Below are 25,906 nucleotides of genomic sequence, written 5' to 3'. Positions count from 1 at the left end.
GGAGTGTAACGGGCGCAGGCCGGGGCCAGGTGCGCAAGGCCGCGCCCGACCTACGGTCTGGCTTTCTCCCGCCGCTGGCGGACCACTTCGTACAACAGCACCCCGGTCGCCACTGAGACATTCAGGCTTTCGACGCAACCGGCCATGGGGATGTGCACCAGACCGTCACAATGTTCCCGGGTCAGGTGCCGCAGGCCACTGCCCTCGGCGCCCATCACCAGGGCCACGGAACCGGTGAAATCAATGTCATAGAGTGATGCCTCGGACTCCCCCGCGGCACCGTAGACCCACAGACCGGCGGCCTGCAGAGCGCGTAGCGTGCGGGCGAGATTGGTGACGGTGAACAGTGGCAGGTGCTCGGCCGCTCCGCAGGCGACCTTGCGCACCACCGGGGTCAGCCCGGCGGATCTGTCCTTGGGTAGGATCACCGCCTGTACGCCGGCCGCGTCGGCGGTGCGCAGGCAGGCACCCAGATTGTGAGGGTCCGTGACACCGTCCAGCACCAGCACGAGGGCCGGCGGCGCTAGCGCGAGCAGAAAGTCGTCGAGCTGCCGCTCGCCGCCGGCCTCGACCGCCGGCACCTCCAGCACCACGCCTTGATGGCGGGCGCCGCCCAGCATCCGATCCAGTTCACGGCGCGCTACCCGCTCCGCCGTGATGCCGCGTGCCGCCAGCTCCTCGATGAGCGCACTCAGACGCGGGTCGTGCCGTCCCTCCTGCACCCAGGCCCGTTGAACCCGGCCGCCCTGGCGGAGCAGTGCGCGTACCGCGTGCAGCCCGTAGACACGCTGGCCTTCAGCCATGGAGGGCGGTCATCTCCACGACGCACGCGCCACTGCATGGCCCGGTAACCAGGCCGACCGCTGCAGACACACCATCCGCTACCCGTTCACCGGAAGAGACCAGCCCCGGTCGTTCATTCGCAGAGCACTTCCTCAGCGCCATGAAGCGGGTGTGGTCTGCAGCGGCGGCGACTCGTAGGCGCGCTGCTCCTGACCTTCGACGATCGGTTTGACGAACAGCTCGACACGCCGGTTCAATTGGCGGCCGGCCTCCGTCGCATTGCTCTCGCGTGGCTCGGTCTCGCCGCGGCCCTCGGCCCGCAGGCGTTCACGCATGACACCGGCGGTGCCCGCCAGGTAGTCCACCACGGCTTGCGCACGCTGCTCGGAGAGGCGCTGATTGTAGGCATCCGAACCGACGCTGTCGGTGTGACCGACGACGTGGACGACAGACCGATCGTAGCGCTTGAGCACCTCGGCGACCTTGTCCAAGGTCGGACGAAAGGCTGGTTTGATGGCGGCGCTGCCGAAATCGAAGGACACCTCGTTGGCAATGTCGATCTTCAGGGTCTCATCCTGGAGGCGTTCGATCTCGATCTGATTCCGACGCTGTTCCTCGGCCAGGGCCGTCTCGAACTCCTTCTGCTGATTGTCCATGTAGTGACCGACCCCGCCACCCGCAATCGCACCCACCGCCGCGCCCACGAAACGCCCCGATTTACCGTCCAACTGATGTCCCAGAATCGCACCAGCGACCGCGCCCACTGCGGCCCCGGTCTTGGCGCGCTTGTTGGGGTCATCGGCCGCACACCCCGCCAACGCGATGGCCACTGCAACTACCATTACCCGTTTTGCACCGAGATACTTCATGTCGCCTGCCCTCCCTTCTTCTTGCGCACCCGTGTGGTCGAACGCGAGCCGCGCGATTTGCGCTTGCGCGTTGCGACCGCACGACCTTGTTTCTGTTCCAATGCCTCCACCAATTCGAAATCCATCTTGCGTTCGTCCAGATCCACCCGCATGACCTTCACCGTGATGCGGTCCGCCAGACGATACGTGGTACCGGTGCGTTCGCCGCGCAAGCGGTGTCCGGCCGGATCGAAATGATAGTAATCATTCTTCAATGTGGCCACATGCACCAGGCCTTCAACGTAGATGTCGGCGAGCTCGACAAAGATACCGAACGAGGTCACGCCGCTGATGATACCGGTGAATTCCTCACCGACCCGGTCCAGCATGAATTCGCACTTGAGCCAATCGACGGCGTCCCGTGTGGCCTCATCGGCCCGCCGCTCGGTCATCGAGCAGGCCTCACCAAGCGTCTGCATGTCAGTGACGGAGTAGCGGAAATTCACCGCGGGCCCGCCGGCGAACATGCGCCCCAAGGTGCGCTTCAGCAAGCCCTTGTCGGCACTGGCACGCAGCACATGCCGGATCGCGCGATGTGCCAGCAGATCCGGGTAGCGGCGGATCGGTGAGGTGAAATGCAGGTACTGCGGCAGCGCCAGGCCGAAATGCCCGGTATTCTCCGGTGCATAACGGGCCTGTGACAGTGAACGCAGCATCACCGTCTGGATGAGATGCGCATCCGGACGCTTCTGGATGGATGCCAGCAGTTCCGCGTAGTGCTGCGGCTCCGGCTTATCGCCGCCGCGCAGACTCAGACCGAGTTCACCGAGCAGTGAGCGCAGCGCCTCGATTTTTTCCAGCTTCGGGCCTTCGTGCACGCGGTAGAGAGTCGGCATCTTGTGCTTGGCGAGGAAACGGGCACTGGCGACGTTTGCCGCGATCATGCATTCCTCGATGAGCTTATGTGCATCGTTGCGCTCTACCGGCATGATACGCTCGATCTTGCGGTCGGGGCCGAAGACGATACGGGTCTCAGTGGTCTCGAAATCGATGGCACCGCGCCGGCTGCGCTCCTTGCGCAGTACCTTGTAGAGACGGTGCAGTTCCTCGAGGTGCGGCACCAGGTCGGTGAGGCGTTTACGCTCATCGCGGTCACGTTCCACCACCACCTTGGCAACCTCATCGTAGGTCAGGCGTGCATGCGAACGCATCAGGCCTTCCAGGAAGCGCGAGCGGGTGATACGCCCATCGTCGCTTATGTACATCTCGCAGACCATGCACAGACGGTCCACCTGCGGGTTCAGTGAGCACAGGCCGTTCGACAGAATCTCCGGCAGCATCGGGATCACGCGCTCGGGAAAGTACACCGAATTCCCGCGTGCCTGGGCCTCGCGATCCAGCGCCGTACCGTGTTCGACGTAATGCGAGACGTCGGCGATGGCGACCAGCAGCCGCCAGCCCTTGGACTTGCGCTCACAGAACACGGCATCGTCGAAGTCGCGCGAATCCGCGCCGTCGATGGTCACCAGCGGGATCGCACGCAGGTCCTCGCGGCCGCGCGTGTGCGCGTCCAGCACCTCGGGATCCAGGGTCGCAATCTCGTCCTGCACCGCGGCCGGCCAGGCCAGCGGCAGGTCGTGGCTGCGGATGGCGATATCGATCTCCATGCCGGGCGCCATGTGGTCACCCAGTACCTCGGAGACACGCCCGATGGGCGGGGCGCGGAAGGTCGGCTGCTCGGTGATGTCGACGGTGACGATCTGTTCCTGGCGCGCACCGCCACGAAAGTCACGGGGAATGGAGACGTTCTGGGTGATGCGTTTGCTGTCGGGGACGACGAAGCTCACGTCGTTCTCACAGTAGAAGCGCCCGACCACACGGTGGGTGTTGCGCTCCAGCACCTCGATGACCGCGCCTTCGCGGCGGCCGCGATGATCCAGGCCCGTGACCCGCGCCACCGCGCGGTCGCCGTGGAACAGCCCGCGCATCTGGCGCGGCGACAGGAACAGGTCGCCGCTGGCATCGTCGGGTACCAGAAAGCCGAAGCCGTCAGGATGACCGATGACCCGGCCGATCACCAAGTCGAGTTTCTCGACCAGGCAGTAATCCTTGCGGCGGTTGCGTACCAGCTGGCCGTCGCGCTCCATGGCGTTCAGGCGGCGGCGCAGCGCCTCAAGGTCCTCATCGTCGGTCAGACCGAAGGCGTCGGCGAGCCGTTCACGCGCCAGCGGCACGCCCTGCTCGGTCAGCTTTTCGATAATGAGCTCCCGGCTGGGAATGGGGCGTGCGTACTTCTCGGCCTCACGGGCCGCATAGGGATCCTGGTCTGTCCAGGTTGGCTTCTTGGGGGGGCGTTTTTTGCTCATAATCTTCTTTGAAATGATAACCCGGAAGGTCGCCTCGGCCTGCGTTGACAAGGGCTGCCGCGCCGGGTAAAGTGCGCGGCTCTCGGGCCCGAGGGGCCCCGCCCACCTGCCGAGGTGGCGGAATTGGTAGACGCGCTAGTTTCAGGTACTAGTGGGGCGACCCGTGGAGGTTCGAGTCCTCTCCTCGGCACCATGTTGAAACAACCCGCATGCAGCGCAACGCCATGCGGGTTTTTTCGTTTCCGGATCCGGTGGAGCCGCATCCGGGCGATTGCCATCCCCCACACCCGCGCAACCGGTCGAACGGATTGCGCGCCGCGCGGCGAACACTGCCGTTCAACCGTCAAACGGATGCCGCAGGATGATGGTGTCCACACGGTCCGGGCCGGTCGAGATGATGTCGATCGGGCAGCCGACCACGTCCTCGATACGCCGCAGATAGGCCTTGGCGTTGGCCGGTAGTCGCTCGTAGTCGCGCACGCCCACGGTCGATTCCTGCCAGCCCGGTACCTCCTCATAGATCGGTTCGCAGGTGGCGAAGGCCTCGGTGCCGATGGGCGGGGCCAGGCGGTCTTCGTCACCGCAACGGTAGCCTACGCACAGGCGGATGGTATCCAGGCCGTCGAGGACATCGAGTTTGGTGATACACAGACCGGTGGTGCTGTTCAGTTCGTTGGCACGGCGCAGGGCGACGGCATCGAACCAGCCGCAACGGCGCGGCCGACCGGTGGTCGAGCCGAACTCGTGACCGCGCCTGGCCAGATGATCGCCCATTTCATCGAACAACTCGGTCGGAAACGGACCGGCACCAACGCGCGTCGTGTACGCCTTGGTAATGCCCAGAATATAGTCGAGATGGCGCGGTCCCACCCCGCTGCCGGTGCAGGCACCGCCGGCGGTGGTGTTCGATGAGGTCACGAATGGATAGGTGCCGTGATCGATATCGAGCAGCGCACCCTGCGCACCCTCGAACATCACGTTGTCACCGTTGCGGCGGCACTGTGCCAGAATTTCCGGGACGTCGCCGACCATGGCCTGCAGCTCGTCGGCCATGCCGAGGGCCTCATCCAGAGTCTGTTGGAAGTCGACCGGGGCACACTTGAAGTAATTGACGAGTACAAAGTTGTGGTAATCCAGCACCTCACCGAGCTTGGCGGCAAACCGCTCACGCTGGAACAGATCACCCAGGCGCAGGCCACGACGTGAGATCTTGTCTTCATAGGCTGGCCCGATACCGCGACCGGTGGTACCGATGGCGGCCTTGCCGCGTGCCTTCTCGCGGGCATGATCGAGCGCGACATGGTGGGGCAGGATCAGGGCACAGGCCTCGCTGATCTTGAGACGCTCGCGTGCCGGCACGCCGTTACCTTCCAGCATGCGGATCTCCTCGAACAGCGCTGCGGGCGACAACACCACGCCATTGCCGATCAGGCACTGCACGTTGTCGCGCAGGATACCCGAGGGGATCAGGTGCAGCACCGTCTTCCTGCCGTCGATCACCAGCGTGTGCCCGGCGTTGTGACCGCCCTGAAAACGCACGACCGCTGTGGCGCGCTCGGTGAGCAGATCGACCACCTTGCCCTTGCCCTCGTCACCCCACTGGGTACCGATTACCACCACGTTCTTGCCCATCGACCTGCGTACTCCCATCCTCGTGCGCATGCATTACAACATGCAGCGATTATCTGATTTCAGTTCCGTTTTCACCACGAAGGACACAAAGGACACGCAGCAAACAAATACTACCGAAGCAGAACATCTGCAGGACTGTCACTGCCCGATACGAACCGGCTGTTTACTTGCTCACCAACTTCGTATCCTTTGTGCCCTTCGTGGTTAAAGATTCACAACGACCCAAGCACCACCCTGCTCCACCAGTTCGCGGTCGCAGCCCATCGCGTGCGCGCCGCCGGTCTGACCGGGCAGCGCGGCGATGACGCACTCGCCGGCCGCACGCAGCTCGGCGATCGCGTCGACCAGGGCGGAGGCGTCCGAGGCCGGCGCAAATACCGCGCCGCGCGGCGCCTCGCCGGTCGCCGGCGACAGTGCCATCAGCGTGCGCAGGTCCGCCGAAAAACCCGTCGCCGGACGCGCCCGCCCGAACACTGCGCCGATGCTGTCGTAACGCCCGCCGCGGGCGATCTCCTGTCCGCTGCCCGGCGTAAAGGCGGCGAACACCACGCCGGTGTGGTACCCATACCCGCGCAGTTCCGCGAGATCGAAGTGCAAGGGGAGCTGTGGCCAGCGGGCCTGCACCCGCGCCGCAATGGCGACGAGGTTGTCGAGTGCCGCCGCCACTGCGTCGCCGGCACCGGTCAGCACCGTTTGCGCCTGTTCCAACACTTCGGCCCCGCCATGCAGAGAGGCGAGCCGCGCCAGGCGTTCACGCCATTCCGACGCGGCACCGAAGGATACCAGCAGCGGTTCGATCTCCGGCAGCGCCTTGCGCTGTAGTACATCGAAGAGATCGGCCTCCTGCTCCGCCGTCAGCCCGGCGCCAAGCGCCAGGGCGCGGAAGATGCCGACGTGCCCGAGGTCCAGATGCACCTGCAGGCCAGTCACCGTCAGCGTCTCCAGCATCAGATTGAGGATCTCCAGATCGCTCTCGATGCCCGCATGACCGAACAGTTCGCAGCCGACCTGCAACGGGCTGCGCGATCCGGCGAAACCGTTCGGCAGCGCATGCAGTACGCTGCCGAGATAGCACAGGCGCACCGGCTCATCGCGTTTGAGCGCATGGGCGTCGATACGCGCCGCCTGCGGCGTCATATCGGCGCGCACCCCCAGCAGCCGGCCACTCAACTGATCGGTCAGCTTGAAGGTCTGCAGGTCCAGATCGTGGCCCGCGCCGGTCAGCAGCGATGTCAGATACTCGACCAGCGGTGGGATGATCAGGCCGTAACCCCAGGTGCGATAGACGTCCAACAACCGCCGCCGCAGCGCCTCCAGACGCCAGGCCTCGTCGGGCAGCATCTCACCGACGCCTTCCGGCAGCAGCCAGTGGTCGATCCCGCTCATCATCCCAACCGTTCCCAATCCATTCAGCGCACCAGATACAGCAACGCGACACCCGCCAGCATGCTGACCAGGCCCATGATCCTCAGGCTGCGGTCGTTCAGCTCCCCGAGGGTCTGCAGGGTGCGCCGCAGCCCCGCCGGGCTCAGGAAGGGCAGGAGGCCCTCGATCACCAGCATCAACGCCAACGCCGCGAGCAGATCGTCAAACATGGTCAAATCTGCCTCCCATGCCCGCAACGCGGCACGGGCTTACCCACAAAAAAGCCGGGTCGCCGTGCCGGCGCCCGGACTTGGCCGCCGCCGCGATCCTCTGGCCTCACCAGACAGGAAGCCCCGATCTACGCACGACCCCGGTCTACCCAGTATGCCGACGGTGACCGGAATCCACTGCCTCGAACCGCGTGGGTGCCCGCCGGCGTGGTGATGACGGCGCACGGACCACGCAGGGGTTCCCTACTTCTGCGCCTGGTCAGTCTTGAAGTACCGGAAGAATTCACTATCCGGCTCGAGCACCAGCAGATCACCGCCGCCGAATGCGTCTTCGTAGGCGTTCAGACTCCGATAGAAGGCATAGAACTCCGGGTTCTTGTTGTAGGCCTCGGCATAGATGTCCGTCGCCTTGGCGTCGCCTTCACCGCGGACCCGCTCGGCGTCGCGGTGGGCCTCGGCCAAGATCACCTCCCGCTGGCGATCGGCATCCGCGCGGATGCGCTCGGAGGCCTCGAAGCCGCGTGACCGGAAATCCTTGGCCACGCGCGTGCGCTCCGCTTCCATGCGCCGGTAGACCGCGGCGTTAACGTCCTGGGGCAGTTCGACGCGCTTGATACGCACATCGACGATGGTGATACCCAACTCCTTCGCCTGGACACTGACATTGCCGGCGAGAACGCCCATGATCTGACCGCGCTCACCGGAGACCACTTCATTGAGGGTACGCTTGGAGAACTCGCCGCGCATGCCATCCTTGACGATCTGCTCCAGGCGCAGGCGTGCCTGCAGCTCGTCGCCGAGCACCGCCGTATAGAAGCGCGACAGGTCGCCGATGCGCCACTTGACGAAGGAGTCGACGATGACGTTCTTCTTCTCCGCCGTCAGGAAACGCTCCGGCTGGACATCCAGCGTGAGCACACGCGCATCGAACTTACGCACATTGTTGATGAACGGGATCTTGAAGTGCAGACCCGGTTCGAAATCTGCACGCACGATCTCACCAAGACGGAACAGCACGGCACGTTCCCATTCGTAGACCGTGAATACCGAGAACGATCCGACGAACAGCATCGCCAGCAGGACCAGCACACCTATCATCTTATTGGAGGACATCAGCGCGGCTCCCGGGAACGTCGTGTATCGGTGCGGTTATTCGCACCCTGCGGCCCGACCGTCGACGCCTCGCCCGTGTTGCTCTCGGCAAAGCGCCGCGAGGGTATGGCGGCAGCACCCTGCAGCATCTGGTCGAGCGGCAGGTACAACAGGTTGTTACTCTTGGATACGTCCATCGTGACCTTGCTGCTGTTGGCCAGAACCTGCTGCATGGTATCCAGATAGAGGCGCTTGCGAGTGACTTCCGGTGCCTTGCTGTATTCGGTCAACACCTGTTCGAAGCGGCTGGATTCACCTTCGGCCTTGGCGATCACACTGAGCTTGTAACCATCGCCCTCTTCCAGCACACGCGCCGCGGCACCGCGCGCGCGCGGGATGATGTCGTTGGCATAGGCCTCCGCCTCGTTCTTCTGCCGCACCTCGTCCTCGCGCGCCTTGATGGCGTCGGCGAAGGCGTCCTGTACCTCTTCGGGCGGCTGGGCGTCCTGCAGGTTCACGGTGGTCACCAGCAGCCCGGCATTGTACTGGTCGAGAATACCCTGGATCAGTTCCTTGGATTGCATCGCCACCTCGCTACGGCCCTCGGTGAGCACGAAATCCATGTTGCTCTTGCCTACGACCTCGCGGATAGCGCTCTCGGTCACCTGCTTGAGGGTGACATCGGGATCGCGCACCATGAACAGATACTCACGCGGATCCTTTACCTGATATTGCACGGCGATGCGGATGTCGATGATATTTTCGTCACGGGTCAGCATCAGCGCCTCGCTCGGCACGCTCACCTGGCCGCTGCCACCGGCGCCAGAACGATAGCCCACCTCGACGAAGCGGCGCTGCCCGACGTCGACGATCTGTACTTGTTCGATAGGGAACGGGATATGCCAGTGCGGGCCCGGCATGGTGACTTCGCTGAATTGGCCGAACCGCAAGACGACACCGCGCTTGCCTTCCTGGACGATATAGATGCCGAAGGCCAGCCACGCGATCACGGCCGCGACCACGATCAGGCTGAGCGCGTATTTACCGCCGCCACCCACGCCGCCGTTTCCACCACCGCCCTTGCGACCACCGAACAGGCCCCCCACCTTGGCCTGCATCTTGCGGACGATCTCGTCGAGATCAGGCGGGCCCTGATCACCGCCGCGCCCACCCCACGGGTCTTTACCGCCACCCGGTTCGTTCCAAGCCATTGAACATGCTCCATCTAGGACGATCGTAGGCGCCGCCGGGCCAGCCCGGTCGGGACGCAAGGCGCCTGAGTATCAGGAATCGAGATTCTGTTGTCGAATCCGCCGGGGGTTCGCACCCGCCCCGCTGCAGACCGTGCCGCCGCTCACCGGCGTGTGCGCAAGTGTATCGAAGCGCCAGATTTTATGGGGCTTTGGCCGCGCCCGCAAGGAGGGGCGCCAGACACGGCCAAATGGTTGCTGCCCGGGACACGGACGCCCGCCCGCCACCGAGGCCTGTACGGCCCGGGGACATGGATTCATCGGTGCCATCAGCCGGTCCGCGCCGCTTCGCCGGACGGCCGTGCCGCCAGTGCCGCGTCGATCCCCTGGCGGGCGCACAGACGCTCGAGGTCTGCGGCGGGGAGCGCCAGCTCCAACCATGTGGCGCCGCCATCCTCGAACCGCTCCTCGCGGACCGCACCGATACGGAACAGTTCCGAGCGTAGCCGCCCACTCCCCGGGGGCAGGCGCAACCAGCCGCGTGCCGCCGGCCCCTGCAGCAACTCGCTCAAGGCGGCGATCAGCAGGTCCAGGCCTGCACCCGTCAGCGCGGAGACCCAGACACGTACCGGCCGCCCCTGCGGATCGCGCTCCAGGCGCGGCGCCTCGTCCGGCAGGCGGTCGAGCTTGTTGTATACCAGTAGCTGCGGCACGTCTGCCGCACCGACGTCCCGCAGCACCTGATCGACCTGACCGATGCGCTCCAGGCGCGCCGGGTCGCTGGCGTCGACCACATGCAGGAGCAGATCTGCCGCGCGCGTCTCCTCGAGCGTGGCACGGAAGGCCGCGACCAGATCGTGCGGCAGATGCTGAACGAACCCGACGGTGTCGGACAGTATGACCGGCCCCATCTCCGGCAGCTCCAGGCGCCGCAGGGTCGGGTCCAGAGTGGCGAACAACTGATCGGCGGCGTAGACCTCGGACCCCGTCAGCGTGTTGAACAAGGTCGATTTGCCGGCATTGGTATAGCCCACCAGGGACACCGTGGGCAGCTCCGCCCGGGTGCGTGCGCGGCGCCCCTGCGCACGCTGCCGCTGCACCTTCTCCAGCCGCCGGTGCAGTTGTTTTATCCGCGCACCCAGCAACCGGCGGTCGGTTTCCAGCTGAGTCTCACCGGGACCGCGCAGCCCGATACCGCCCTTCTGCCGCTCCAGATGGGTCCAGCCGCGCACCAGCCGGGTCGAGAGATGCTGCAACTGTGCCAGCTCGACCTGCAGCTTGCCTTCGAAGGAACGCGCGCGCTGGGCGAAGATGTCCAGGATGAGACCGGTTCGATCGAGCACCCGGCACTGCAACAGCCGCTCCAGATTGCGCTCCTGACTGGGAGACAGCGTATGGTTGAACAACACCAGTTCGGCACCCGTCTCGGTCACGCGCGCGCGCACCTCCTCGGCCTTGCCGGTACCGATGAAATATTTGGAATCGGGCGCGGCCCGGGAGGCCGTGACAATCCCGACCGGGTCTGCCCCGGCAGATTTAGCCAGCTCGGAGAATTCCTGCAGATCCTCGGGTTCCCGGTCGCCCGCAAAGTCGACGTGCACCAGGACAGCCAGTTCATCGCTGCGGAGATGATCAGACAATCATGCCCCCCTGCGCGGCATCATCGCGATCAAGCATTACCCGGTTCCGGCCCGGCGGCTTCATCATTGCTGATGATGCGCACATTGCGCGCGGGCACGACCGTGGAAATGGCGTGCTTGTACACCATTTGGCTGACGCTGTTCTTCAACAGCACGACGAATTGATCGAATGACTCGATCTGACCCTGCAACTTGATTCCATTCACCAGGTAGATCGATACCGGCACCCGCTCCTTGCGCAAGGTATTCAGAAAGGGTTCCTGCAAAGATTGTCCACGTGCCATTTCACTTCTCCTTCTTCTTATGTCTGCCAAGAGCCCTCTCCAGTCTTTGCATGTCCAGTACATGCGCTTGAATGGACAGGCCTTTCCGCGTGCCGTAAGGTTCGTAACTGCATCTCAGCCTCATTCGATCAAAGTGTAGCATAGTCAGTTCCATAGCCTGCCCACAAGCCCGGCCTGCGCAAGGATATGCACCGTTCTGTCCAGCAAGCGGGGCGACTCGCCATCCAGCCAGATCACGTCCTCATCACCTCGCAGCCAGGTCAGTTGACGCTTCGCGTACTGGCGCGTGGCAATGATCGCACGCGCGCGCATCTGCGCATGATCGAGCTCGCCCGCCAGGTACTGCCATACCTGCCGGTACCCCACGGCGCGCATCGAGGGCAGCTGTGGCCCGAGATCACCGCGCCGGTACAGACGCTCCACCTCCGCAATAAAACCCTGCTCGAGCATTTGTCCGAAACGCGCCTCGATGCGATGCCACAGCACCGCTCGGTCCGGTGGCGCGACGGCCAATTTCAACAGCCGTTGCGGGGCGCCGTCCTTGACCTCCTCCGCAAAGTGCGCGCTCAGCGGCCGACCACTCAGTTCAAACACCTCGAGCGCACGCTGAATCCGCTGCGGATCATTCGGATGGATGCGCCGTGCCGCTTCCGGATCGACCTCCGCGAGGCGCGCGTGCAATGCCGCCAACCCCTGTTGCCGCGCCTCGGCATCGAGCCGCGCACGCACCCCACTATCGGCATCCGGCAAGGCCGCCAGCCCCCGTTGAAGGGCACGGAAATAGAGCAGGGTGCCACCCGTCAGCAGGGGTAGACGTCCGCTCTGGTCGATTTGTTCCCTCTCCCGCAGACAATCTTGGCGAAAGCGGGCGGCGGAGTAGCGCTCAGCGGGGTCGAGAATGTCAATCAGTCGGTGCGGGGCGATACGCAACACGGCGGCATCGGGCTTGGCCGTACCGATATCCATGCCGCGGTACACCAGGGCCGAGTCGACGCTGATGATGTCGAAGGGGAAACGCTTGACGAGCTCGACCGCCAGGCCGGTCTTGCCCGCGGCCGTCGGACCCATGATGCACAGCGATGGCAACGGCGCACGCACGGTGGCAGCGTCACTGACCGCGCAGGAACAGCCGGTCGAGGTCCTCGAGCCGCAGCTGCACCCAGGTCGGGCGGCCGTGGTTGCACTGGCCGCTGCGCTCGGTGCGCTCCATGTCGCGCAGCAGCGCATTCATCTCGGCGACCGACAGCTGCCGGTTGGCGCGCACCGAACCGTGGCAGGCCATGGTCGCGAGTACGGCATTATGTGCCTCGCGCAAGCGTGTGCTGACGGTATGTGTGCTCAGGTCCGAGAGCACGTCGCGGACCAGGGCCGCGGCATCGGCGTGCCGCAGCAGCGCCGGCACCTCCCGCACCACCAGCCGTTCCGGCCCGAGACGGCCCACCTCGAAGCCGAGTTCCGCGAACACCGGCGCGGCCTCCTCCGCCAGGGTCGCCTCGCGCTCGCTGACGGTCAGCGTCACCGGCACCAGCAGCGGCTGGGCGCGGATGCCCTCGCCGGCATAGCTGCGCTTGAGTCCTTCGTAGGTGATGCGCTCATGGGCGGCATGCATGTCGACCAGTACCAGGCCGTGGGCATTCTGCGCGAGGACATAGATGCCGCGCAGTTGGGCCAGCGCAAACCCGAGCGGCGGCAGCCCGGCTGGCGTCTCCGGCGAGGCCGCTGCCGTCGTCTGCGCGAGCTGCCCACCCGCCGGCAGCGGCGCCGGCTGCGGATGCAGCGCGGCATAGGCCGTCAACTGTTCCGCCACCGTCAGGGCCATGGGCTGCTGGTGGGCGCTGCCGCCGGATGCTGCGGCGCGCGCTGGCGACACGGATTCCCGTACAGCGGGCACACCGGGGCCGCTGCGCGCCAGCGCCTCGTGCAGCGAACGAAACAGGAAATCGTGCACCAGCCGGCTGTCGCGAAAGCGCACTTCGTGCTTGGCCGGGTGCACGTTCACGTCCACCGTCGCCGGGTCCAGTTCGAGGTACAACACGAAGGCCGGGTGGCGGCCGTGAAACAGCACATCCTGATAGGCCTGCCGCACGGCATGGGCGATGAGCTTGTCACGCGCCATACGGCCGTTGACGAAGAAATATTGCAGATCGGCCTGACTGCGCGAGAAGGTCGGCTGTGCAATCCAGCCGGACAGGCGCAGGTCGACCGCCGCCTGCTCGACGTGCAGGCTCTGCTCGATGAAGGGCTGGCCGCATAGCCTGGCGACCCGCTGCTCGCACTGCGCGCGCGTCGCGGCGGCCGGCAACCGCCAGACCTGTCGCTGATTGTGGCTGAGGGCGATGTCGATGCTAAAGCGGCTCAGCGCGATGCGCCGCACCACGTCCTCGATGTGCTTGAACTCGGTGGTGTCGCCGCGCAGAAACCTGCGCCGCGCCGGCGTATTGAAGAACAGGTCGCGGATCTCGACCGTGGTGCCGGGTGGATGCGCAGCCGGCTCCGGGGTCTGGATCCGACCCGAGCCATCGCCACGCACACACCAGCCGGCCTCGGCGTCGGGGGTGCGTGACATCAGTGTCAGGCGCGACACCGAGGCGATGCTCGGCAGTGCCTCGCCGCGGAAGCCGAGACTGGCGACCTGCTCGAGATCCTCGAGGCTGGCGATCTTGCTGGTCGCATGCCGGGCCAGCGCCAACGCCAGCTCATCGCGCGCGATCCCGAGGCCGTCGTCGCGTACGCGAATCAGGGCCTTGCCACCCTGTTCGATATCGACCTCCAGTCGCCGCGCCCCTGCGTCCAGGCTGTTTTCCAGCAATTCCTTGACTACAGATGCGGGACGCTCGACGACCTCACCGGCGGCGATCTGGTTGGCGAGCTGCGGGGACAGCAGACGGATAGACATGCCGGGAAGGATACCAGAGTCCCAGGGCCCTGCGCGCCGGGACAGTGCCGCCGGCGCGCACGAACGACATGCGGTTGACCACGGAAACACATGGAAGGGATACCGACCCTATCCTGGTAAAGCCTCAGTCCATTTCCGTTCGTATCGTTGCGTATGTTGCCGTGGCCACTGCCGTCTTTGGCCGGCTGCGGCCAGGAACGGCTCAGCCGTCGCCGCCGGGGATGCGCAGCACCGCGCCGACCCGCAGGGTGTCACCCGACAGACTGTTGGTGGCGCGCAGGCGTTGCATGCTGATGTCATAACGCCTGGCGATCTCGGAGAGCGTATCGCCGCGCTTGATGACGTGCTCGCGCGAGGCCATCAGCGTGCCTGCCGGCGGATTGTCGCGGAAATAGGCACGCACGCCCTTCATGACCGCCTGCGCCAGCTTCTGCTGATGTCGGCGGTCACGCAGTTTGAGCTCCTCTTGCGGGTTGGAGATGAAGGCCGTCTCGACCAGGATCGACGGCACGTCCGGCGACTTCAGGACCATGAAGCCGGCCTGCTGCACGTCATGCTTGTGCACATGGCCGACCTGTTTGAGCTCGCGCAACACCTTGTCGGCCACTCCGGTGCTCGCCTCGATACTCGCGGCGCGCGACAGGTCCAGCAGCACGGTGCGCAGGAGATCGTCCTTGTCGTTGAGACTGACGCCACCGACCAGGTCGGAGGCGTTTTCCTGATCGGCCAGGATCCGCGCCATCTCCGAAGACGCCCCGCGCTCGGACACCACGTACACCGAGGAGCCGTGGGCGCGCCGGTCCTTGAAGGCGTCGGCGTGGATGGACACGAACAGATCGGCGCGGTGCTCGCGCGCCTTCTGCATGCGCTGGCGCAGCGGGATAAAATAGTCACCGTCGCGGATCAATACAGCGCGCATGCCGGGCTCCTTGTCGACCAGCACGGCAAGATCGCGGGCGATCTGCAGCACCACGTCCTTCTCACGCGTGCCCTTGCGGCCGCGTGCCCCCGGGTCTTCACCGCCGTGCCCGGCGTCGATGGCGATCACCAACTCGCGGCCTGCGGCCTTGGGTGCCGCCTTCGCCGTCGCCGTCGGCTTGGCCGCCTGCGCGGATACCGTCGCGGGCTTGCCGGCCGCGTAGAGGTCCACGACCAGGCGGTGACCGTACTCGCCATTGGGTTTGAGCAGGAAACTGCGTGGCCGCACCGTGCCGCTGGTATCCAGTACCAGGCGCAGATCCGTGCCGTTGCGCACCCCGCTGCGCAGACTCTTGACGAGGCCTTGCCCGAGGTCGGGCTGGGGGGACTTCAACTCGGCGCCGCGCAGATCGATCACGACGCGATCGGGACCGCTCAGCGTGAAGAGTTCATGGGCGACCGGGCCACTGACATCGAGGACCACGCGGGTGTTGTCCGGTGCGGCCCAGACCCGCACGCCGCGCACCTCCACGGGTCCGGCCAGGCAGGTACCGGCAAGCCACAACAGCAGCCAGGCGATCCAGCAGCGCAACGCCATCCCCGGTCCTCCTCGTTGCGGTCTTGGGGTTATGCGGGAGTCTAGCCACAAGGGGGGCCATATTTCAAGTTTTTTCTTCAGTATTCCTGTGGATAGCGCAGACATCTGAACAAGGCCCTAAGAGCCCTTATCGATCAGTTGTCCCACCAGCCAGTCGCCACCGGCGGACTGACCGAGGAGCAATACCCACCGGCCAGGGTCTTGGTAGCGGATCGTGATGCTCAGATCGGCCGCGGGCAGCACGCCCCGCCCGCGCTCGGGCCACTCGACCAGGGCGACGCTGGTGGCGTCGAGCAGATCACGGATGCCGATCCATTCGAGCTCCTCGGCATCCGCCAACCGGTACAGATCCAGGTGATAGAGGGTCAGCGGCGGTAGTTCGTAGGGCTCCACCAGGGTATACGTGGGACTGCGCACCGGCCCGTCGTGACCACGCCCGCGCAACAGCCCACGGACCAGCGTGGTCTTGCCGACGCCGAGGTCACCGCGCAGATAGATGACCTCACCACCACGCAGGTGGGCACCCAGCGCGGCGCCCAGGCGCTCCATGGCCTCCGTATCGGCGATATCCAGACTCAGCTCGGTCACGGCGACGCTGGCTCGTTCACCCACTGCCGCAGGGCATCGAACAGGTCGCCGGCCAGCAGCCCGCGCTCGCCGGCAGCCACCGCAGTATCCCCGGCCAGGCCGTGGAGGAGCGTGCCGGCCACCGCCGCTCGGGCCGGTACCAACCCCTGGGCGAGCAGCCCCGCGATGACACCGGTCAGTACGTCGCCCATGCCGCCGCTCGCCATGCCCGGGTTGCCGGTCGCGACCAGCCAGGTCCGCCGTCCGTCACAGACCAGCGTACCGGCACCCTTCAATACGATGACCCCGCCGTAGCGGGCCTGCAGTGCGCGCACCGCCGTCGGGCGGTCGGCCTGGACGGCGGCCGCTGTGCTGTCCAGCAACCGCGCGGCCTCGCCGGGGTGTGGTGTGAGGATCCAGTCGGTGCGCCGTGCCGGTGCGGTGGCCAGCAGGTTGAGCGCATCCGCATCCAGTACGCACGGCTGCCCCGTTCCCAGCGTTGCGACCAGCAGGTCGCGACCCCAGTCGTCCTGCCCGAGGCCGGGACCGATCACCAGTACGCCCGCGCGTGCCAGCAGCGGCTCGAGATCGGCAGGCGTCAGCACGCCCCGGCACATCAGCTCCGGCCGACCGACATTGAGCAACGCGGCATGCACGGGATGAGTGGCGACGCTGACCAGACCGGCGCCGACCCGTGCCGCCGCCTCGGCCGCCAGGCGCGGCGCACCGCTCATGCCGGGTTGCCCGCCGATGACCAGGACATGGCCGAAGTCACCTTTGTGGGCGCTGCGCGGGCGCGGTCCCGGCAGCCAGTCGGGGAGATCGGCCGCGGTGACCCGCAGGGCGGCCGGCTCGATCGCGGCGAACACGGCGGCGGGCACCGCCAGGTCGTCCACCCGGATCTCGCCGGCACAATCCGGCCCGGCACCCGTGAACAGGCCGAGCTTGGGGGCGATGAAGGTCACGGTCAGGGTCGCCCGGATCACCGTGCCGAGGATGGCGCCGGTATCGGCCTGCAGCCCGCTGGGGATGTCCAGCGACAGCACCGGTGCGGTGGCCGCGTTCACCGCGGCCACCGCCGTGGCCCACTCGCCGGAAAGCGGTCGCGTCAGACCGGTGCCGAGCAGCGCATCGACGATCACGTCGGCCGTGTCGAGCAGCGCCGGCGCAAACGGCTGGATCGGCACCCGTGCCCGGTCCGCCTCAGCGGCGGCCGTGCGCGCAGCGCCCTGCAGGGACGCAGGATCACTCAGCCAGCCGACCGCCACGTCCAGCCCGGCCTGCTGCGCGAGCCGCGCGAGCACATAGCCGTCGCCGGCATTGTTGCCGGCGCCGCACAGCACGCGCAGGCGCCGCGCCCGCGGCCAGTGCGCGCGCAGCGCCTGCAGCGCGGCCGCAGCGGCCCGCGTCATCAGGGTATAGCCGCGGATGTCGTGCAACTCGATGGCGCGCCGATCGAACTCACGCACCTGCTCGGCGCGATACAGCCCAGACGATGTCACTTCTGTATTCCCCCTGTCCGGCCACCGGTTGTCCCGGCCGCAAAATAACGCGAAACTCCCCGACGTTGCCACCACAGCCCTGCCCCCGCCAGCATGCCGCCCACCACCGACTATTCTGCCCTCGCCCAGCGTATCAAGGACTGGGGCCGGGAACTTGGCTTCGATGCCATCGGCATCGGCGGCACCGACCTGTCCGCCGACGAGGCGCACCTGCTGCGCTGGCTGGGCGCTGGCCGGCACGGCGAGATGGACTACATGCAGCGCCACGGCACCCGTCGCAGCCGTCCGGCGGAGCTGGTGCCCGGCACGGTGCGCGTCATCAGCCTGCGCATGAATTACTGGCCACCGCAGCCCCGGGCTGCCGAACACGTGCTGGATGACCCGACGCTGGGCTACGTCTCGCGCTACGCCCTGGGCCGCGACTACCACAAGCTGCTGCGCCGGCGCCTGCAGCGTCTTGCCGACCGCATCAGCGCCGCTGTCGGGCCGTTCGGCTACCGCGCCTTCACCGACAGCGCACCGGTACTGGAAAAGGCGCTCGCCCAGCAGGCCGGCCTGGGCTGGATCGGCAAACACACCAATCTGATCGACCGGCACAGTGGCTCCTGGTTCTTCCTCGGCGAGCTGTACACCGACCTGCCACTGCCGGTGGATCCGCCGGGCACCGACCACTGCGGCACCTGTCATGCCTGTATCGACGCCTGCCCGACCGGCGCCATCGTCGCGCCCTACGAACTGGACGCGCGGTTGTGCATTTCCTATCTGACCATCGAGCTGCGCGGCCCGATCCCCGTGGCACTGCGCGCACAGATCGGCAACCGCATCTACGGGTGCGATGACTGCCAGCTGGTATGCCCCTGGAACCGCTTTGCGACGCGTACGCGCGAGGCCGACTTCGCGCCGCGGCACGCCCTGGATGCGACGACGCTGACAGCGCTGTTCGGCTGGAGCGAGAACGAATTCCTGGACCGTACCGCCGGCAGCGCCATCCGCCGCATCGGTCATGAGTCCTGGCTGCGCAACATCGCCGTTGCGCTCGGCAACGCGCCGACCACCCCGGCGATCCTCGCCGCCCTGGCAGCGCGGCGCGACAATCCCTCTGCACTGGTACGTGAACACGTCGCCTGGGCGCTGGCGCGGCACGCTTCCGTTTCCGAGTAACGGCCCTGCAACGCGACGGTGCGGAAGACGCGCCTTCGCAATTCAACCTTTCGATGGCTGTTGCGTGTGCTCCAGCGCCCACTGATAGAGCGCATTGCGGCGCGCACCGGTGATCTCGGCGGCCAGGGCCGCGGCCTGTTTGACGGGAAGTTCGCGCAGCAGCAGGGAGAGCACGCGCTGTGCCTCGGGCGCGATGTCGGTGTCGGCCGGCGGCTCCGCGCCCTGTACCAGGACGACGAATTCGCCGCGGCTGCGGTTCGGATCGGCGGCCAACCAGGCACCCAGTTCTCCCAACGGACCGCCCTGGATCTGCTCGAAGACCTTGGTCAGCTCGCGGGCGATCACGGCGTGGCGTGCCGGCCCGAAGATCTCGACCAGATCGTCGATGCAGGCCTGGATGCGATGGCTGGATTCGTAGAACACCAGCGTGCGCGTCTCGGCGACGAGTCCCTGCAGCCGCGCACGGCGCGCCGGCGCCTTCGCCGGCAGAAAGCCCTCGAAGACGAAACGGTCGGTGGGCAGGCCCGCCACCGACAGCGCGGCGATGAGGGCGCTGGCGCCGGGCACGGGCACCACGATGATGCCCGCCTGACGGGCGGCACGCACCACGCGGAAACCGGGATCGCTGATCAACGGTGTGCCGGCGTCGCTGACCAGGGCGAGGTGCTCGCCACCGAGCAGGCGTGCGACGATGGCCTCGGTCTGCGCGGCCTCATTGTGTTCGTGCAGCGACAACAGCGGCGTACCGATACCCAGTCCGGCGAGCAGCGCGCCGCTGTGACGGGTGTCTTCGGCAAGGATGCGATCCACCGTGGCCAGTACCTCCTGTGCGCGCCGGGTGATGTCGGCGCGATTGCCGATGGGGGTCGCGACCACGTACAGGGTTCCGGTTGCGGTCACGGCCGCCCTCCTCTGTTCGATCCATCCCAAAAACTGCATTTGCCACGGCAATACACGGACAAGATGATACGCCTCCCACAACCGCCCTCCGCACTCGCCAGGTGACAAGGCGGGGCTTCACGACACAGCGTCATTTCAGTGTCATCCGTGTGCTTCCGTGGGCTCCCGTGTGTTTCTGGGCCGAAATGAGTTTTTCAGGTTCATCCGCAGACGCGTTACAATGGCCGCCACTCCACCGCCGCCCGAAGCCCGTGTCGACGACCACCGCACCCCCGTCTCCCTGCCGCCATCCTGTACGGGCCCTCGCCATCGGCCTGCTGATCCTGCTGGTCGCCGCCTGTGCCCCGCCCGCCAAGCGCCCGGACACCGTCGCCGCGGCTGCGCCGGACGCCGAGGTCGAACGCCTGCTCGAGGCCGGCGACTATCGGGCCGCGGCGCAACGGCTGCTGGCCACCGCCGCACAGGCCACGCCGCCGCAGCGTGATGAACTGCGGCTGGCCGCCGCCGAGGCCCTGCTGCGTGGCCAGCTGATCGACGAGGCGGAGCAACTGCTGGTGCAACTGCCGCCGAGCGGCAGTCCCGCCTATGTTACCCGCCTGACGCTCGCGCAGGCAGCCGTCCAGAGTGCGCGCGGCGATGCCCTGGGCGCCCTGCGGCGCCTTGCGGCGATCGATGCGCAGGTGCCGGATGCCTATCGCGTGGATTTCCACCGCGCACGTGCCGCGGCCTACGCCGCCGCCGGCAATACCCTGGAAAGTGCGCGCGAACATGTCTGGCTCGACGGCCTGCTGCCACCGGAGGAACGTACAGCCAATCAGGAGGCGATCTGGCACCTGCTGTCACAGCTGCCGGATACGGTGCTCGCCGGCCTGCGCACCGCGCCACCACCGGACGTGCTCAGCGGCTGGATGGAACTGGTGGAGACGCTGCGCGGCGTCCGCGAAGATCCCGACCGGCTGGAGACAGCGCTCGCCAACTGGCGCGTGCGCTATCCCGGCCATCCGGCCACGACGGAATTCATCGAGCGCATGCGCGGCCTGTTCCTCCAGCCGGCGATCCAGCCGGGACACATCGCCGTGCTGCTGCCGCTGAGTGGCGCACTCGCCGACGCTGGCGCCGCGCTGCGCGACGGCATACTCGCTGCCTATTATCAGTCGCTGGAGCGCGCGCATGTGCAGCTGCGCTTTTATGATACCGGCGGGGATACCGGGGGGGACACCGGCGCTGACGACACGCAGATCCGGGGCATCTATCAGCGCGCGGTCGACGCGGGCGCAGAACTCGTGCTTGGCCCGCTGACGAAAGAAGCGGTCGCCGAACTGGCGCGTGCCGACAACCTCACCATCCCCGTGCTGGCCCTGAACACCCTCGCCGAACCCGTCCGGCCGCCGGCACAACTCTACCAGTTCAGTCTCGCCCCGGAAGATGAGGCCCGCGCCGCCGCCACCCGTGCCTGGCAGGACGGGCACCGCCGCGCACTGACCCTGTACCCCGAAGGTGCCTGGGGTGAACGCGTCCACCAGGCCTTTGTCACGCAGTGGCGGGAGCTGGGCGGCACGGTACTGGACGGACAGGCCTACGGCACCGATCAGCGCACCTACTCGAACCTGGTCCGCGCTCTGCTCAACATCGATGCCAGTGAGCAGCGCCAGCAGACGCTGACCCGCCTGCTCGGCCGGCAGCCGGAATTCGAGCCACGTCGCCGTCAGGACGTCGACTTCATTTTCATGGTCGCCTATCCACAACAGGGCCGGTTGCTGCGGCCGCTGCTGCGCTTCCATCGTGCCTCGCGGCTGCCCGTGTATGCGACCTCGCAGATCTTCACCGGTGTCATCAGCCCGGACCTCGATCGCGATATGGACGGGGTGCGCTTCTGTGACATGCCCTGGACACTGCAGACGGAGCATCCGGCGGCGGGCCTGCATGCCCTGCTCGACCGGTTGTGGCCAGACCGTGCGCGGCAGTACTCGCGCCTGTACGCCATGGGGATCGATGCCTACCAGCTCACGCCCTATCTGCAGGGACTCGGCAGCGGGGCCTTCGCCCGCCACCCCGGCGTGACCGGTGACCTCTACCTCGACCCGCAGCAGCGGCTGCATCGCGATCTGCACTGGGCGCAATTCAAAAGCGGGCGGCCCGAACCGCTGCCGCCGACCGTGTCCAGTGTAGACCCGCTCGAGGATGACACGCTCGAACCCGACGGCATGGAGCCTCTGCAGGACGGCATGGACGACTATCCTGATGCACAAACCGACAACACCCCCGACGCCCCCACCAGGGACCCGCGGACCGACACCGGGCCAACGCGCTGAAGAGGCCGCCTGCAACTATCTGCGTGCGCACGGCCTGCGCCTGATCGCACGTAATTTCCGCTGCCGTCGCGGCGAGATCGACCTCATCATGCAGGACACAGACAATCTGGTGTTCGTTGAGGTACGATATCGCCGCCAGTCGCGCTACGGTTCCGGACTGGAATCGGTCGACCGGCATAAACAGGACCGCATCGTGCACTGCGCCATGTACTATCTGCAGCGACACCCGCAGGCCGCGCGTTCGGCAGCCCGCTTCGATGTTGTCGCGCTGAGGCCCGCGCCCGACGGTCTGCGGATCGACTGGGTCCGCAATGCCTTCGATGCCAGCCCCTGACCCAGATCTTCATCCGGCCCCAGACAACCCCCTGAACACTCCCCAGACACACCCGAGACACCATGGACCTGCTCGCACGCATCACCCAGCACTTCAATGACAGCATCCAGACCAAGCAGCAGGCACTGGACGCGGTCGCGCCCGGTATCGCGCATGCCGCCGAGGGTATGGCCCGCGCCCTGCTCAACGAACGCAAGATACTGGCCTGCGGTAACGGCGGTTCGGCGGCCGATGCCCAGCACTTCTCCTCGGAGATGCTCAATCGTTTCGAGATGGAACGCCCCGGCCTGCCAGCCATCGCCCTGACAACGGACAGTTCCACCCTCACGTCCATCGCCAACGACTACCAGTTCGCGGATATCTTCGCCAAGCAGGTGCACGCGCTCGGGCAGCCGGGCGACATACTGCTTGCGCTGTCGACCAGCGGCAACTCTCCGAATATCGTCAGCGCCATCCGCGCCGCACACGCCCGCGAGATGGTCGTCGTCGCCCTGACGGGCCGCGACGGCGGACTGATCTCCGACCTGCTGATCAATCAGGACGTGGAGATCCGCGTGCCCTCGATGTCCACGGCGCGCATCCAGGAGGTCCACATCCTGATCATCCACTGCCTGTGCGATCTGATCGATCACCAACTCTTGGGACAGGAGGACTAGCCCATGAACCGTCCATTCGCCCTCATGCTCGCGGCCGCCGCCCTCGCCCTGGTGCAAGGTTGTGCGCCCGTGCTTATCGGCGGCGCGGCCACCGGCGCCACCGTGGCGCACGACCGGCGCACGGCCGGTACGTTCATCGAGGACCAGGCCATCGAACTGAAGGCCAAGGCGGCCCTGGGTGACGACCCCGACCTGCGCGCCCAGGCACATCTGAACGTCACCAGCATCAACATGGTCGTCCTGCTCAGCGGTGAGGCCCCGAGTGAGGCACTGCGGCAGCGCGCCGGCGAACTCGTCGCAAAGGTCGAGAAGGTCCGTCGGGTGCACAATGAGGTGCAGGTGGCCGCGCCGAGCTCGATGATGACCCGCAGCAGCGACACACTCATCACCGCGCGGGTGAAGACCGCACTGTTCAGCATCAAAGGTCTGGAGAATTTCGATCCGACCCGGGTGAAGGTCGTGACCGAGAACGGCACGGTCTTCCTCATGGGTCTGCTGACACGCGCCGAGGCCGACGCTACGGCCCGCACCGCCAGCCGTGTCGGCGGGGTGCAGCGCGTGGTGAAGCTGTTCGAATATCAGGATTGAGCGGCGGGCAGCCGGATCAGTCCCGCCGCAGCGCCTCCCGATACAACTCGGCATCGGCCGCGCTGAAGCAGCAAACGACGATCTCCTCGAAGCGGTCTTCATACGCGCGCATGATGGCCACCGCGATACGGGTCGCGGCCCCCTTGGGGTAGCCGTAGACGCCGGTGCTGATGGCGGGAAACGCGATACTGCGCACGCCGTTCTCAAGGGCCAGTGCGAAGCTGCTGCGGTAGCAGGATTCGAGCAGCTCCGGCTCACCCTCCTCACCGCCGCGCCACACCGGCCCGACGGTGGAGATCACCCACTTGGCCGGCAGATCGAAGCCCGGCGACAGCCGCGCCTCGCCGGTCAGACAGCCACCGTGGCTGCGGTTGTATTCCCGCAGCCGCGGCCCCGCGGCCCGATGGATGGCCCCATCCACCCCACCACCGCCCAGCAGCGACTCATTCGCGGCGTTGACGATGGCATCGACCTCGAGCTTCGTGATATCGCCTTCATGCACGCGGATCATGCTCGCCTCCTGCCGGACCGTCCCGGACGGAACGATGCAACTGGACTGATACAACTATAACCGTACCGGCTGTCAAATGAATTCAACCACGAAGGACACAAAGGACACAAAGGACACAAAGGGAAACACTTATGGATGTAAAAACCCGTTCTGCTTGATACAGGGCGGTCATCAGACACCGTAGGGTGGCCGTAACCCACTGCCAGACCGGAAACGGTGGGTTACGTGGCTACGCCGCTAATCCACACCGATGGACCGGCTCATGCACCCGTTTTTTACACCGATGAAGATTTTCCTTCGTGTCCTTTGTGTCCTTCGTGGTTACCGGCCCTTGACGGAATACGCTGAAGGCTACTTGACGACCTTGAGGCTCGGGCGGCCGCCACGGACGGGGCCGTCGTCCGGTGTCTCCGGCGGTGGCTGCTCCTCATCCTCGTTGAACATCATGCCGTGGCCGTTTTCCTGAGCGTAGATGGCCAGCACGGCCATGATGGGGATGTACACCTGCATGGGGGTGCCGGCGAAGCGTGCACTGAAGGCGATGTGATCGTTGGCGATCTGCAGGTTGCTGATCGCCAAGGGGTTGATATTCAGGACGATCTTACCCTTGTCGACGTAGCGGGCCGGCACCTCCACACCGGGCATCTCGGCATCGACCAGCAGATAGGGCGTCAGCTGGTTATCGAGGATCCACTCGTTGAGCGCGCGGATGAGATAGGGGCGGCTGGAAGTCATAAATGCAGATACAAGAAGCAAGTGACGAGATGCAAGTTGAAAAATGCTGCAGACACCGTGTCTGCGGGCGATGATATTTTACTTGGATCTTGTACCTTGCATCTCGTACCTCCTACTCACGCATCTCCCGTTCCGGCTCGGTCAGGCTGAGCTTGAACGATTCGCGTTGGAAGATACGGTCGGCATAATCGAGTGCCGGCTGGGCCTGTTTGGGCAGATCGATCTTGAAGTGCGGCAAACGCCACAACAGCGGTGCGACATAGCAGTCGACTAGGCTGAATTCCTCGCTGAGGAAATACGGAAAGGCACCGAAGACCTCGGCGCTGGAGGTGATACTGTCGCGCAGTGCCTTCTTGGCCTTAACGGCGTTCTTCTCGCCCTTGGTCTCGATCTCGGTGAGCAGGCTGTACCAGTCCTTGTCGATACGGTACATCATCAGCCGCGCCTTGGCGCGTGACACCGGATCGACGGGCATGAGTGGCGGATGCGGGAAGCGTTCGTCCAGATACTCCATGATGACGCGGGAACCGTAGAGCACCAGCTCGCGGTCTACCAGGGTCGGTACGGTCTGATAGGGATTGAGATCGATCAGATCCTCCGGCTTGTTGTCCGGATCGATGTTGACGATCTCCACGGTGATGTTCTTCTCTGCCAGCACGATCCGCACCCGGTGGCTATAAGGGCAGGTGGCATCCGAAAACAGCGTCATGACCGAACGGCGGTTGGCGACTAGGGCCATGGACAAATCTCCTCGTAGTCGAGCAGTGTGTGGCCGGCTGACAAACGGCGACTGGCGGA

The 25,906-nt window shown here is 66.0% G+C and carries 23 protein-coding genes, 1 tRNA gene and 1 pseudogene; 6 read left to right on the top strand and 19 right to left on the bottom strand.

What is annotated here, in order from left to right; all coding sequences use genetic code 11:
- Positions 1-50 precede the first annotated feature (50 nt).
- From rlmB to rnr, 3 genes are all read right to left on the bottom strand, one after another.
- A complete protein-coding gene (gene rlmB / locus K8I04_01640) occupies positions 51-803 on the bottom strand; it encodes a 23S rRNA (guanosine(2251)-2'-O)-methyltransferase RlmB (GenBank protein ID MBZ0070421.1) in 753 nt (250 codons plus the stop codon).
- A 132-nt stretch (positions 804-935) separates the two neighbouring features.
- A complete protein-coding gene (locus tag K8I04_01635) occupies positions 936-1,652 on the bottom strand; it encodes an OmpA family protein (protein ID MBZ0070420.1) in 717 nt (238 codons plus the stop codon).
- The gene (gene rnr / locus K8I04_01630; protein ID MBZ0070419.1) at positions 1,649-3,997 is read right to left on the bottom strand and encodes a ribonuclease R; all 2,349 of its coding nucleotides are present in this window, start codon (positions 3,995-3,997) and stop codon (positions 1,649-1,651) included. The genes K8I04_01635 and rnr overlap by 4 nt, the downstream gene beginning before the upstream one ends.
- 108 nt (positions 3,998-4,105) lie before the next feature.
- Between rnr and K8I04_01625 the strand changes: the two genes are divergently transcribed.
- Positions 4,106-4,190, top strand: a tRNA-Leu gene (locus K8I04_01625).
- Between the two features lie 143 nt (positions 4,191-4,333).
- Here the strand turns inward: K8I04_01625 and K8I04_01620 are convergent.
- The 12 genes and pseudogenes from K8I04_01620 to K8I04_01565 all read right to left on the bottom strand — a co-directional run bounded on the left by K8I04_01620 (position 4,334) and on the right by K8I04_01565 (position 17,896).
- On the bottom strand, positions 4,334-5,629 hold the full coding sequence (locus tag K8I04_01620) for an adenylosuccinate synthase (GenBank protein MBZ0070418.1): 1,296 nt from the start codon (positions 5,627-5,629) through the stop codon (positions 4,334-4,336).
- Positions 5,630-5,833: 204 nt separating this feature from the next.
- Entirely contained in the window at positions 5,834-7,015 is a 1,182-nt protein-coding gene (locus K8I04_01615) for an ATP phosphoribosyltransferase regulatory subunit (protein MBZ0070417.1), read from the bottom strand.
- Between the two features lie 23 nt (positions 7,016-7,038).
- Complete coding sequence (locus tag K8I04_01610) at positions 7,039-7,224, bottom strand: DUF2065 domain-containing protein (protein MBZ0070416.1); 186 nt, start codon at positions 7,222-7,224, stop codon at positions 7,039-7,041.
- Between the two features lie 243 nt (positions 7,225-7,467).
- Complete coding sequence (gene hflC / locus K8I04_01605; protein ID MBZ0070415.1) at positions 7,468-8,337, bottom strand: protease modulator HflC; 870 nt, start codon at positions 8,335-8,337, stop codon at positions 7,468-7,470.
- Positions 8,337-9,527: an FtsH protease activity modulator HflK gene (gene hflK, locus K8I04_01600; GenBank protein ID MBZ0070414.1), complete on the bottom strand. Its 1,191-nt coding sequence runs from the start codon at positions 9,525-9,527 to the stop codon at positions 8,337-8,339. Before hflK ends, hflC begins: the two co-directional genes overlap by 1 nt.
- Before the next feature lie 308 nt (positions 9,528-9,835).
- The gene (hflX, locus tag K8I04_01595) at positions 9,836-11,146 is read right to left on the bottom strand and encodes a GTPase HflX (GenBank protein ID MBZ0070413.1); all 1,311 of its coding nucleotides are present in this window, start codon (positions 11,144-11,146) and stop codon (positions 9,836-9,838) included.
- A 29-nt stretch (positions 11,147-11,175) separates the two neighbouring features.
- Positions 11,176-11,430, bottom strand: a complete 255-nt coding sequence (gene hfq / locus K8I04_01590) for an RNA chaperone Hfq (GenBank protein MBZ0070412.1) — start codon at positions 11,428-11,430, stop codon at positions 11,176-11,178.
- A gap of 144 nt (positions 11,431-11,574) precedes the next feature.
- Positions 11,575-12,498: a tRNA (adenosine(37)-N6)-dimethylallyltransferase MiaA gene (gene miaA / locus K8I04_01585; GenBank protein MBZ0070411.1), complete on the bottom strand. Its 924-nt coding sequence runs from the start codon at positions 12,496-12,498 to the stop codon at positions 11,575-11,577.
- A 40-nt stretch (positions 12,499-12,538) separates the two neighbouring features.
- The gene (gene mutL, locus K8I04_01580) at positions 12,539-14,326 is read right to left on the bottom strand and encodes a DNA mismatch repair endonuclease MutL (protein ID MBZ0070410.1); all 1,788 of its coding nucleotides are present in this window, start codon (positions 14,324-14,326) and stop codon (positions 12,539-12,541) included.
- Positions 14,327-14,528: 202 nt separating this feature from the next.
- Positions 14,529-15,947 carry an N-acetylmuramoyl-L-alanine amidase gene (locus tag K8I04_01575; protein MBZ0070409.1) on the bottom strand — a complete coding sequence of 473 codons (1,419 nt, stop codon included), beginning with the start codon at positions 15,945-15,947 and terminating at the stop codon, positions 14,529-14,531.
- Between the two features lie 12 nt (positions 15,948-15,959).
- Complete coding sequence (gene tsaE / locus K8I04_01570; GenBank protein ID MBZ0070408.1) at positions 15,960-16,391, bottom strand: tRNA (adenosine(37)-N6)-threonylcarbamoyltransferase complex ATPase subunit type 1 TsaE; 432 nt, start codon at positions 16,389-16,391, stop codon at positions 15,960-15,962.
- Between the two features lie 35 nt (positions 16,392-16,426).
- Positions 16,427-17,896 (bottom strand): annotated as a pseudogene (locus K8I04_01565) (NAD(P)H-hydrate dehydratase).
- 108 nt (positions 17,897-18,004) lie between these two features.
- Here K8I04_01565 and queG point away from each other — a divergent pair.
- Positions 18,005-19,072: a tRNA epoxyqueuosine(34) reductase QueG gene (queG, locus tag K8I04_01560; GenBank protein MBZ0070407.1), complete on the top strand. Its 1,068-nt coding sequence runs from the start codon at positions 18,005-18,007 to the stop codon at positions 19,070-19,072.
- 42 nt (positions 19,073-19,114) lie between these two features.
- Here the strand turns inward: queG and rsmI are convergent, their stop codons facing one another.
- Entirely contained in the window at positions 19,115-20,011 is an 897-nt protein-coding gene (gene rsmI, locus K8I04_01555; protein MBZ0070406.1) for a 16S rRNA (cytidine(1402)-2'-O)-methyltransferase, read from the bottom strand.
- A gap of 212 nt (positions 20,012-20,223) precedes the next feature.
- On the opposite strand from rsmI, the gene K8I04_01550 reads away from it, so the two are divergent.
- The 4 genes from K8I04_01550 to K8I04_01535 all read left to right on the top strand — a co-directional run bounded on the left by K8I04_01550 (position 20,224) and on the right by K8I04_01535 (position 23,862).
- On the top strand, positions 20,224-22,284 hold the full coding sequence (locus K8I04_01550) for a penicillin-binding protein activator (protein MBZ0070405.1): 2,061 nt from the start codon (positions 20,224-20,226) through the stop codon (positions 22,282-22,284).
- A complete protein-coding gene (locus K8I04_01545; protein ID MBZ0070404.1) occupies positions 22,214-22,618 on the top strand; it encodes a YraN family protein in 405 nt (134 codons plus the stop codon). The genes K8I04_01550 and K8I04_01545 overlap by 71 nt, the downstream gene beginning before the upstream one ends.
- A gap of 62 nt (positions 22,619-22,680) precedes the next feature.
- The gene (locus K8I04_01540) at positions 22,681-23,274 is read left to right on the top strand and encodes a phosphoheptose isomerase (GenBank protein MBZ0070403.1); all 594 of its coding nucleotides are present in this window, start codon (positions 22,681-22,683) and stop codon (positions 23,272-23,274) included.
- Between the two features lie 3 nt (positions 23,275-23,277).
- Positions 23,278-23,862, top strand: a complete 585-nt coding sequence (locus tag K8I04_01535; GenBank protein MBZ0070402.1) for a BON domain-containing protein — start codon at positions 23,278-23,280, stop codon at positions 23,860-23,862.
- A gap of 16 nt (positions 23,863-23,878) precedes the next feature.
- Here the strand turns inward: K8I04_01535 and K8I04_01530 are convergent, their stop codons facing one another.
- The 3 genes from K8I04_01530 to sspA form a co-directional block, all read right to left on the bottom strand.
- Positions 23,879-24,373: an O-acetyl-ADP-ribose deacetylase gene (locus tag K8I04_01530; protein ID MBZ0070401.1), complete on the bottom strand. Its 495-nt coding sequence runs from the start codon at positions 24,371-24,373 to the stop codon at positions 23,879-23,881.
- A gap of 351 nt (positions 24,374-24,724) precedes the next feature.
- Positions 24,725-25,108 carry a ClpXP protease specificity-enhancing factor gene (locus K8I04_01525; protein ID MBZ0070400.1) on the bottom strand — a complete coding sequence of 128 codons (384 nt, stop codon included), beginning with the start codon at positions 25,106-25,108 and terminating at the stop codon, positions 24,725-24,727.
- A 112-nt stretch (positions 25,109-25,220) separates the two neighbouring features.
- Positions 25,221-25,847, bottom strand: a complete 627-nt coding sequence (sspA, locus tag K8I04_01520; protein ID MBZ0070399.1) for a stringent starvation protein A — start codon at positions 25,845-25,847, stop codon at positions 25,221-25,223.
- Between the last annotated feature and the right edge of the window lie 59 nt (positions 25,848-25,906).

The organism is Gammaproteobacteria bacterium (genome assembly GCA_019911805.1).
Taxonomy (GTDB): domain Bacteria; phylum Pseudomonadota; class Gammaproteobacteria; order Thiohalobacterales; family Thiohalobacteraceae; genus JAHJQQ01.
Note: the sequence above shows the minus strand (reverse complement) of the source record. Positions and strands in the feature narration are given on the sequence as shown.

What these genes read in the sequence shown, in the direction of transcription:
- K8I04_01615 (MBZ0070417.1), bottom strand. Translation starts at nt 7,015, where the DNA reads ATGAGCGGGATCGACCACTGGCTGCTGCCGGAAGGCGTCGGTGAGATG.
- K8I04_01635 (MBZ0070420.1), bottom strand. Translation starts at nt 1,652, where the DNA reads ATGAAGTATCTCGGTGCAAAACGGGTAATGGTAGTTGCAGTGGCCATC.
- tsaE (MBZ0070408.1), bottom strand. Translation starts at nt 16,391, where the DNA reads ATGGAGCGCCTGGGCGCCGCGCTGGGTGCCCACCTGCGTGGTGGTGAG.
- mutL (MBZ0070410.1), bottom strand. Translation starts at nt 14,326, where the DNA reads ATGTCTATCCGTCTGCTGTCCCCGCAGCTCGCCAACCAGATCGCCGCC.
- K8I04_01525 (MBZ0070400.1), bottom strand. Translation starts at nt 25,108, where the DNA reads ATGACTTCCAGCCGCCCCTATCTCATCCGCGCGCTCAACGAGTGGATC.
- queG (MBZ0070407.1), top strand. Translation starts at nt 18,005, where the DNA reads ATGCCGCCCACCACCGACTATTCTGCCCTCGCCCAGCGTATCAAGGAC.
- K8I04_01535 (MBZ0070402.1), top strand. Translation starts at nt 23,278, where the DNA reads ATGAACCGTCCATTCGCCCTCATGCTCGCGGCCGCCGCCCTCGCCCTG.
- K8I04_01530 (MBZ0070401.1), bottom strand. Translation starts at nt 24,373, where the DNA reads ATGATCCGCGTGCATGAAGGCGATATCACGAAGCTCGAGGTCGATGCC.
- K8I04_01620 (MBZ0070418.1), bottom strand. Translation starts at nt 5,629, where the DNA reads ATGGGCAAGAACGTGGTGGTAATCGGTACCCAGTGGGGTGACGAGGGC.
- rlmB (MBZ0070421.1), bottom strand. Translation starts at nt 803, where the DNA reads ATGGCTGAAGGCCAGCGTGTCTACGGGCTGCACGCGGTACGCGCACTG.
- K8I04_01540 (MBZ0070403.1), top strand. Translation starts at nt 22,681, where the DNA reads ATGGACCTGCTCGCACGCATCACCCAGCACTTCAATGACAGCATCCAG.
- K8I04_01575 (MBZ0070409.1), bottom strand. Translation starts at nt 15,947, where the DNA reads ATGTCTGCGCTATCCACAGGAATACTGAAGAAAAAACTTGAAATATGG.
- K8I04_01545 (MBZ0070404.1), top strand. Translation starts at nt 22,214, where the DNA reads ATGCACAAACCGACAACACCCCCGACGCCCCCACCAGGGACCCGCGGA.
- hfq (MBZ0070412.1), bottom strand. Translation starts at nt 11,430, where the DNA reads ATGGCACGTGGACAATCTTTGCAGGAACCCTTTCTGAATACCTTGCGC.
- rnr (MBZ0070419.1), bottom strand. Translation starts at nt 3,997, where the DNA reads ATGAGCAAAAAACGCCCCCCCAAGAAGCCAACCTGGACAGACCAGGAT.
- rsmI (MBZ0070406.1), bottom strand. Translation starts at nt 20,011, where the DNA reads ATGCAGTTTTTGGGATGGATCGAACAGAGGAGGGCGGCCGTGACCGCA.
- K8I04_01610 (MBZ0070416.1), bottom strand. Translation starts at nt 7,224, where the DNA reads ATGTTTGACGATCTGCTCGCGGCGTTGGCGTTGATGCTGGTGATCGAG.
- sspA (MBZ0070399.1), bottom strand. Translation starts at nt 25,847, where the DNA reads ATGGCCCTAGTCGCCAACCGCCGTTCGGTCATGACGCTGTTTTCGGAT.
- hflC (MBZ0070415.1), bottom strand. Translation starts at nt 8,337, where the DNA reads ATGTCCTCCAATAAGATGATAGGTGTGCTGGTCCTGCTGGCGATGCTG.
- miaA (MBZ0070411.1), bottom strand. Translation starts at nt 12,498, where the DNA reads ATGGGTCCGACGGCCGCGGGCAAGACCGGCCTGGCGGTCGAGCTCGTC.
- hflK (MBZ0070414.1), bottom strand. Translation starts at nt 9,527, where the DNA reads ATGGCTTGGAACGAACCGGGTGGCGGTAAAGACCCGTGGGGTGGGCGC.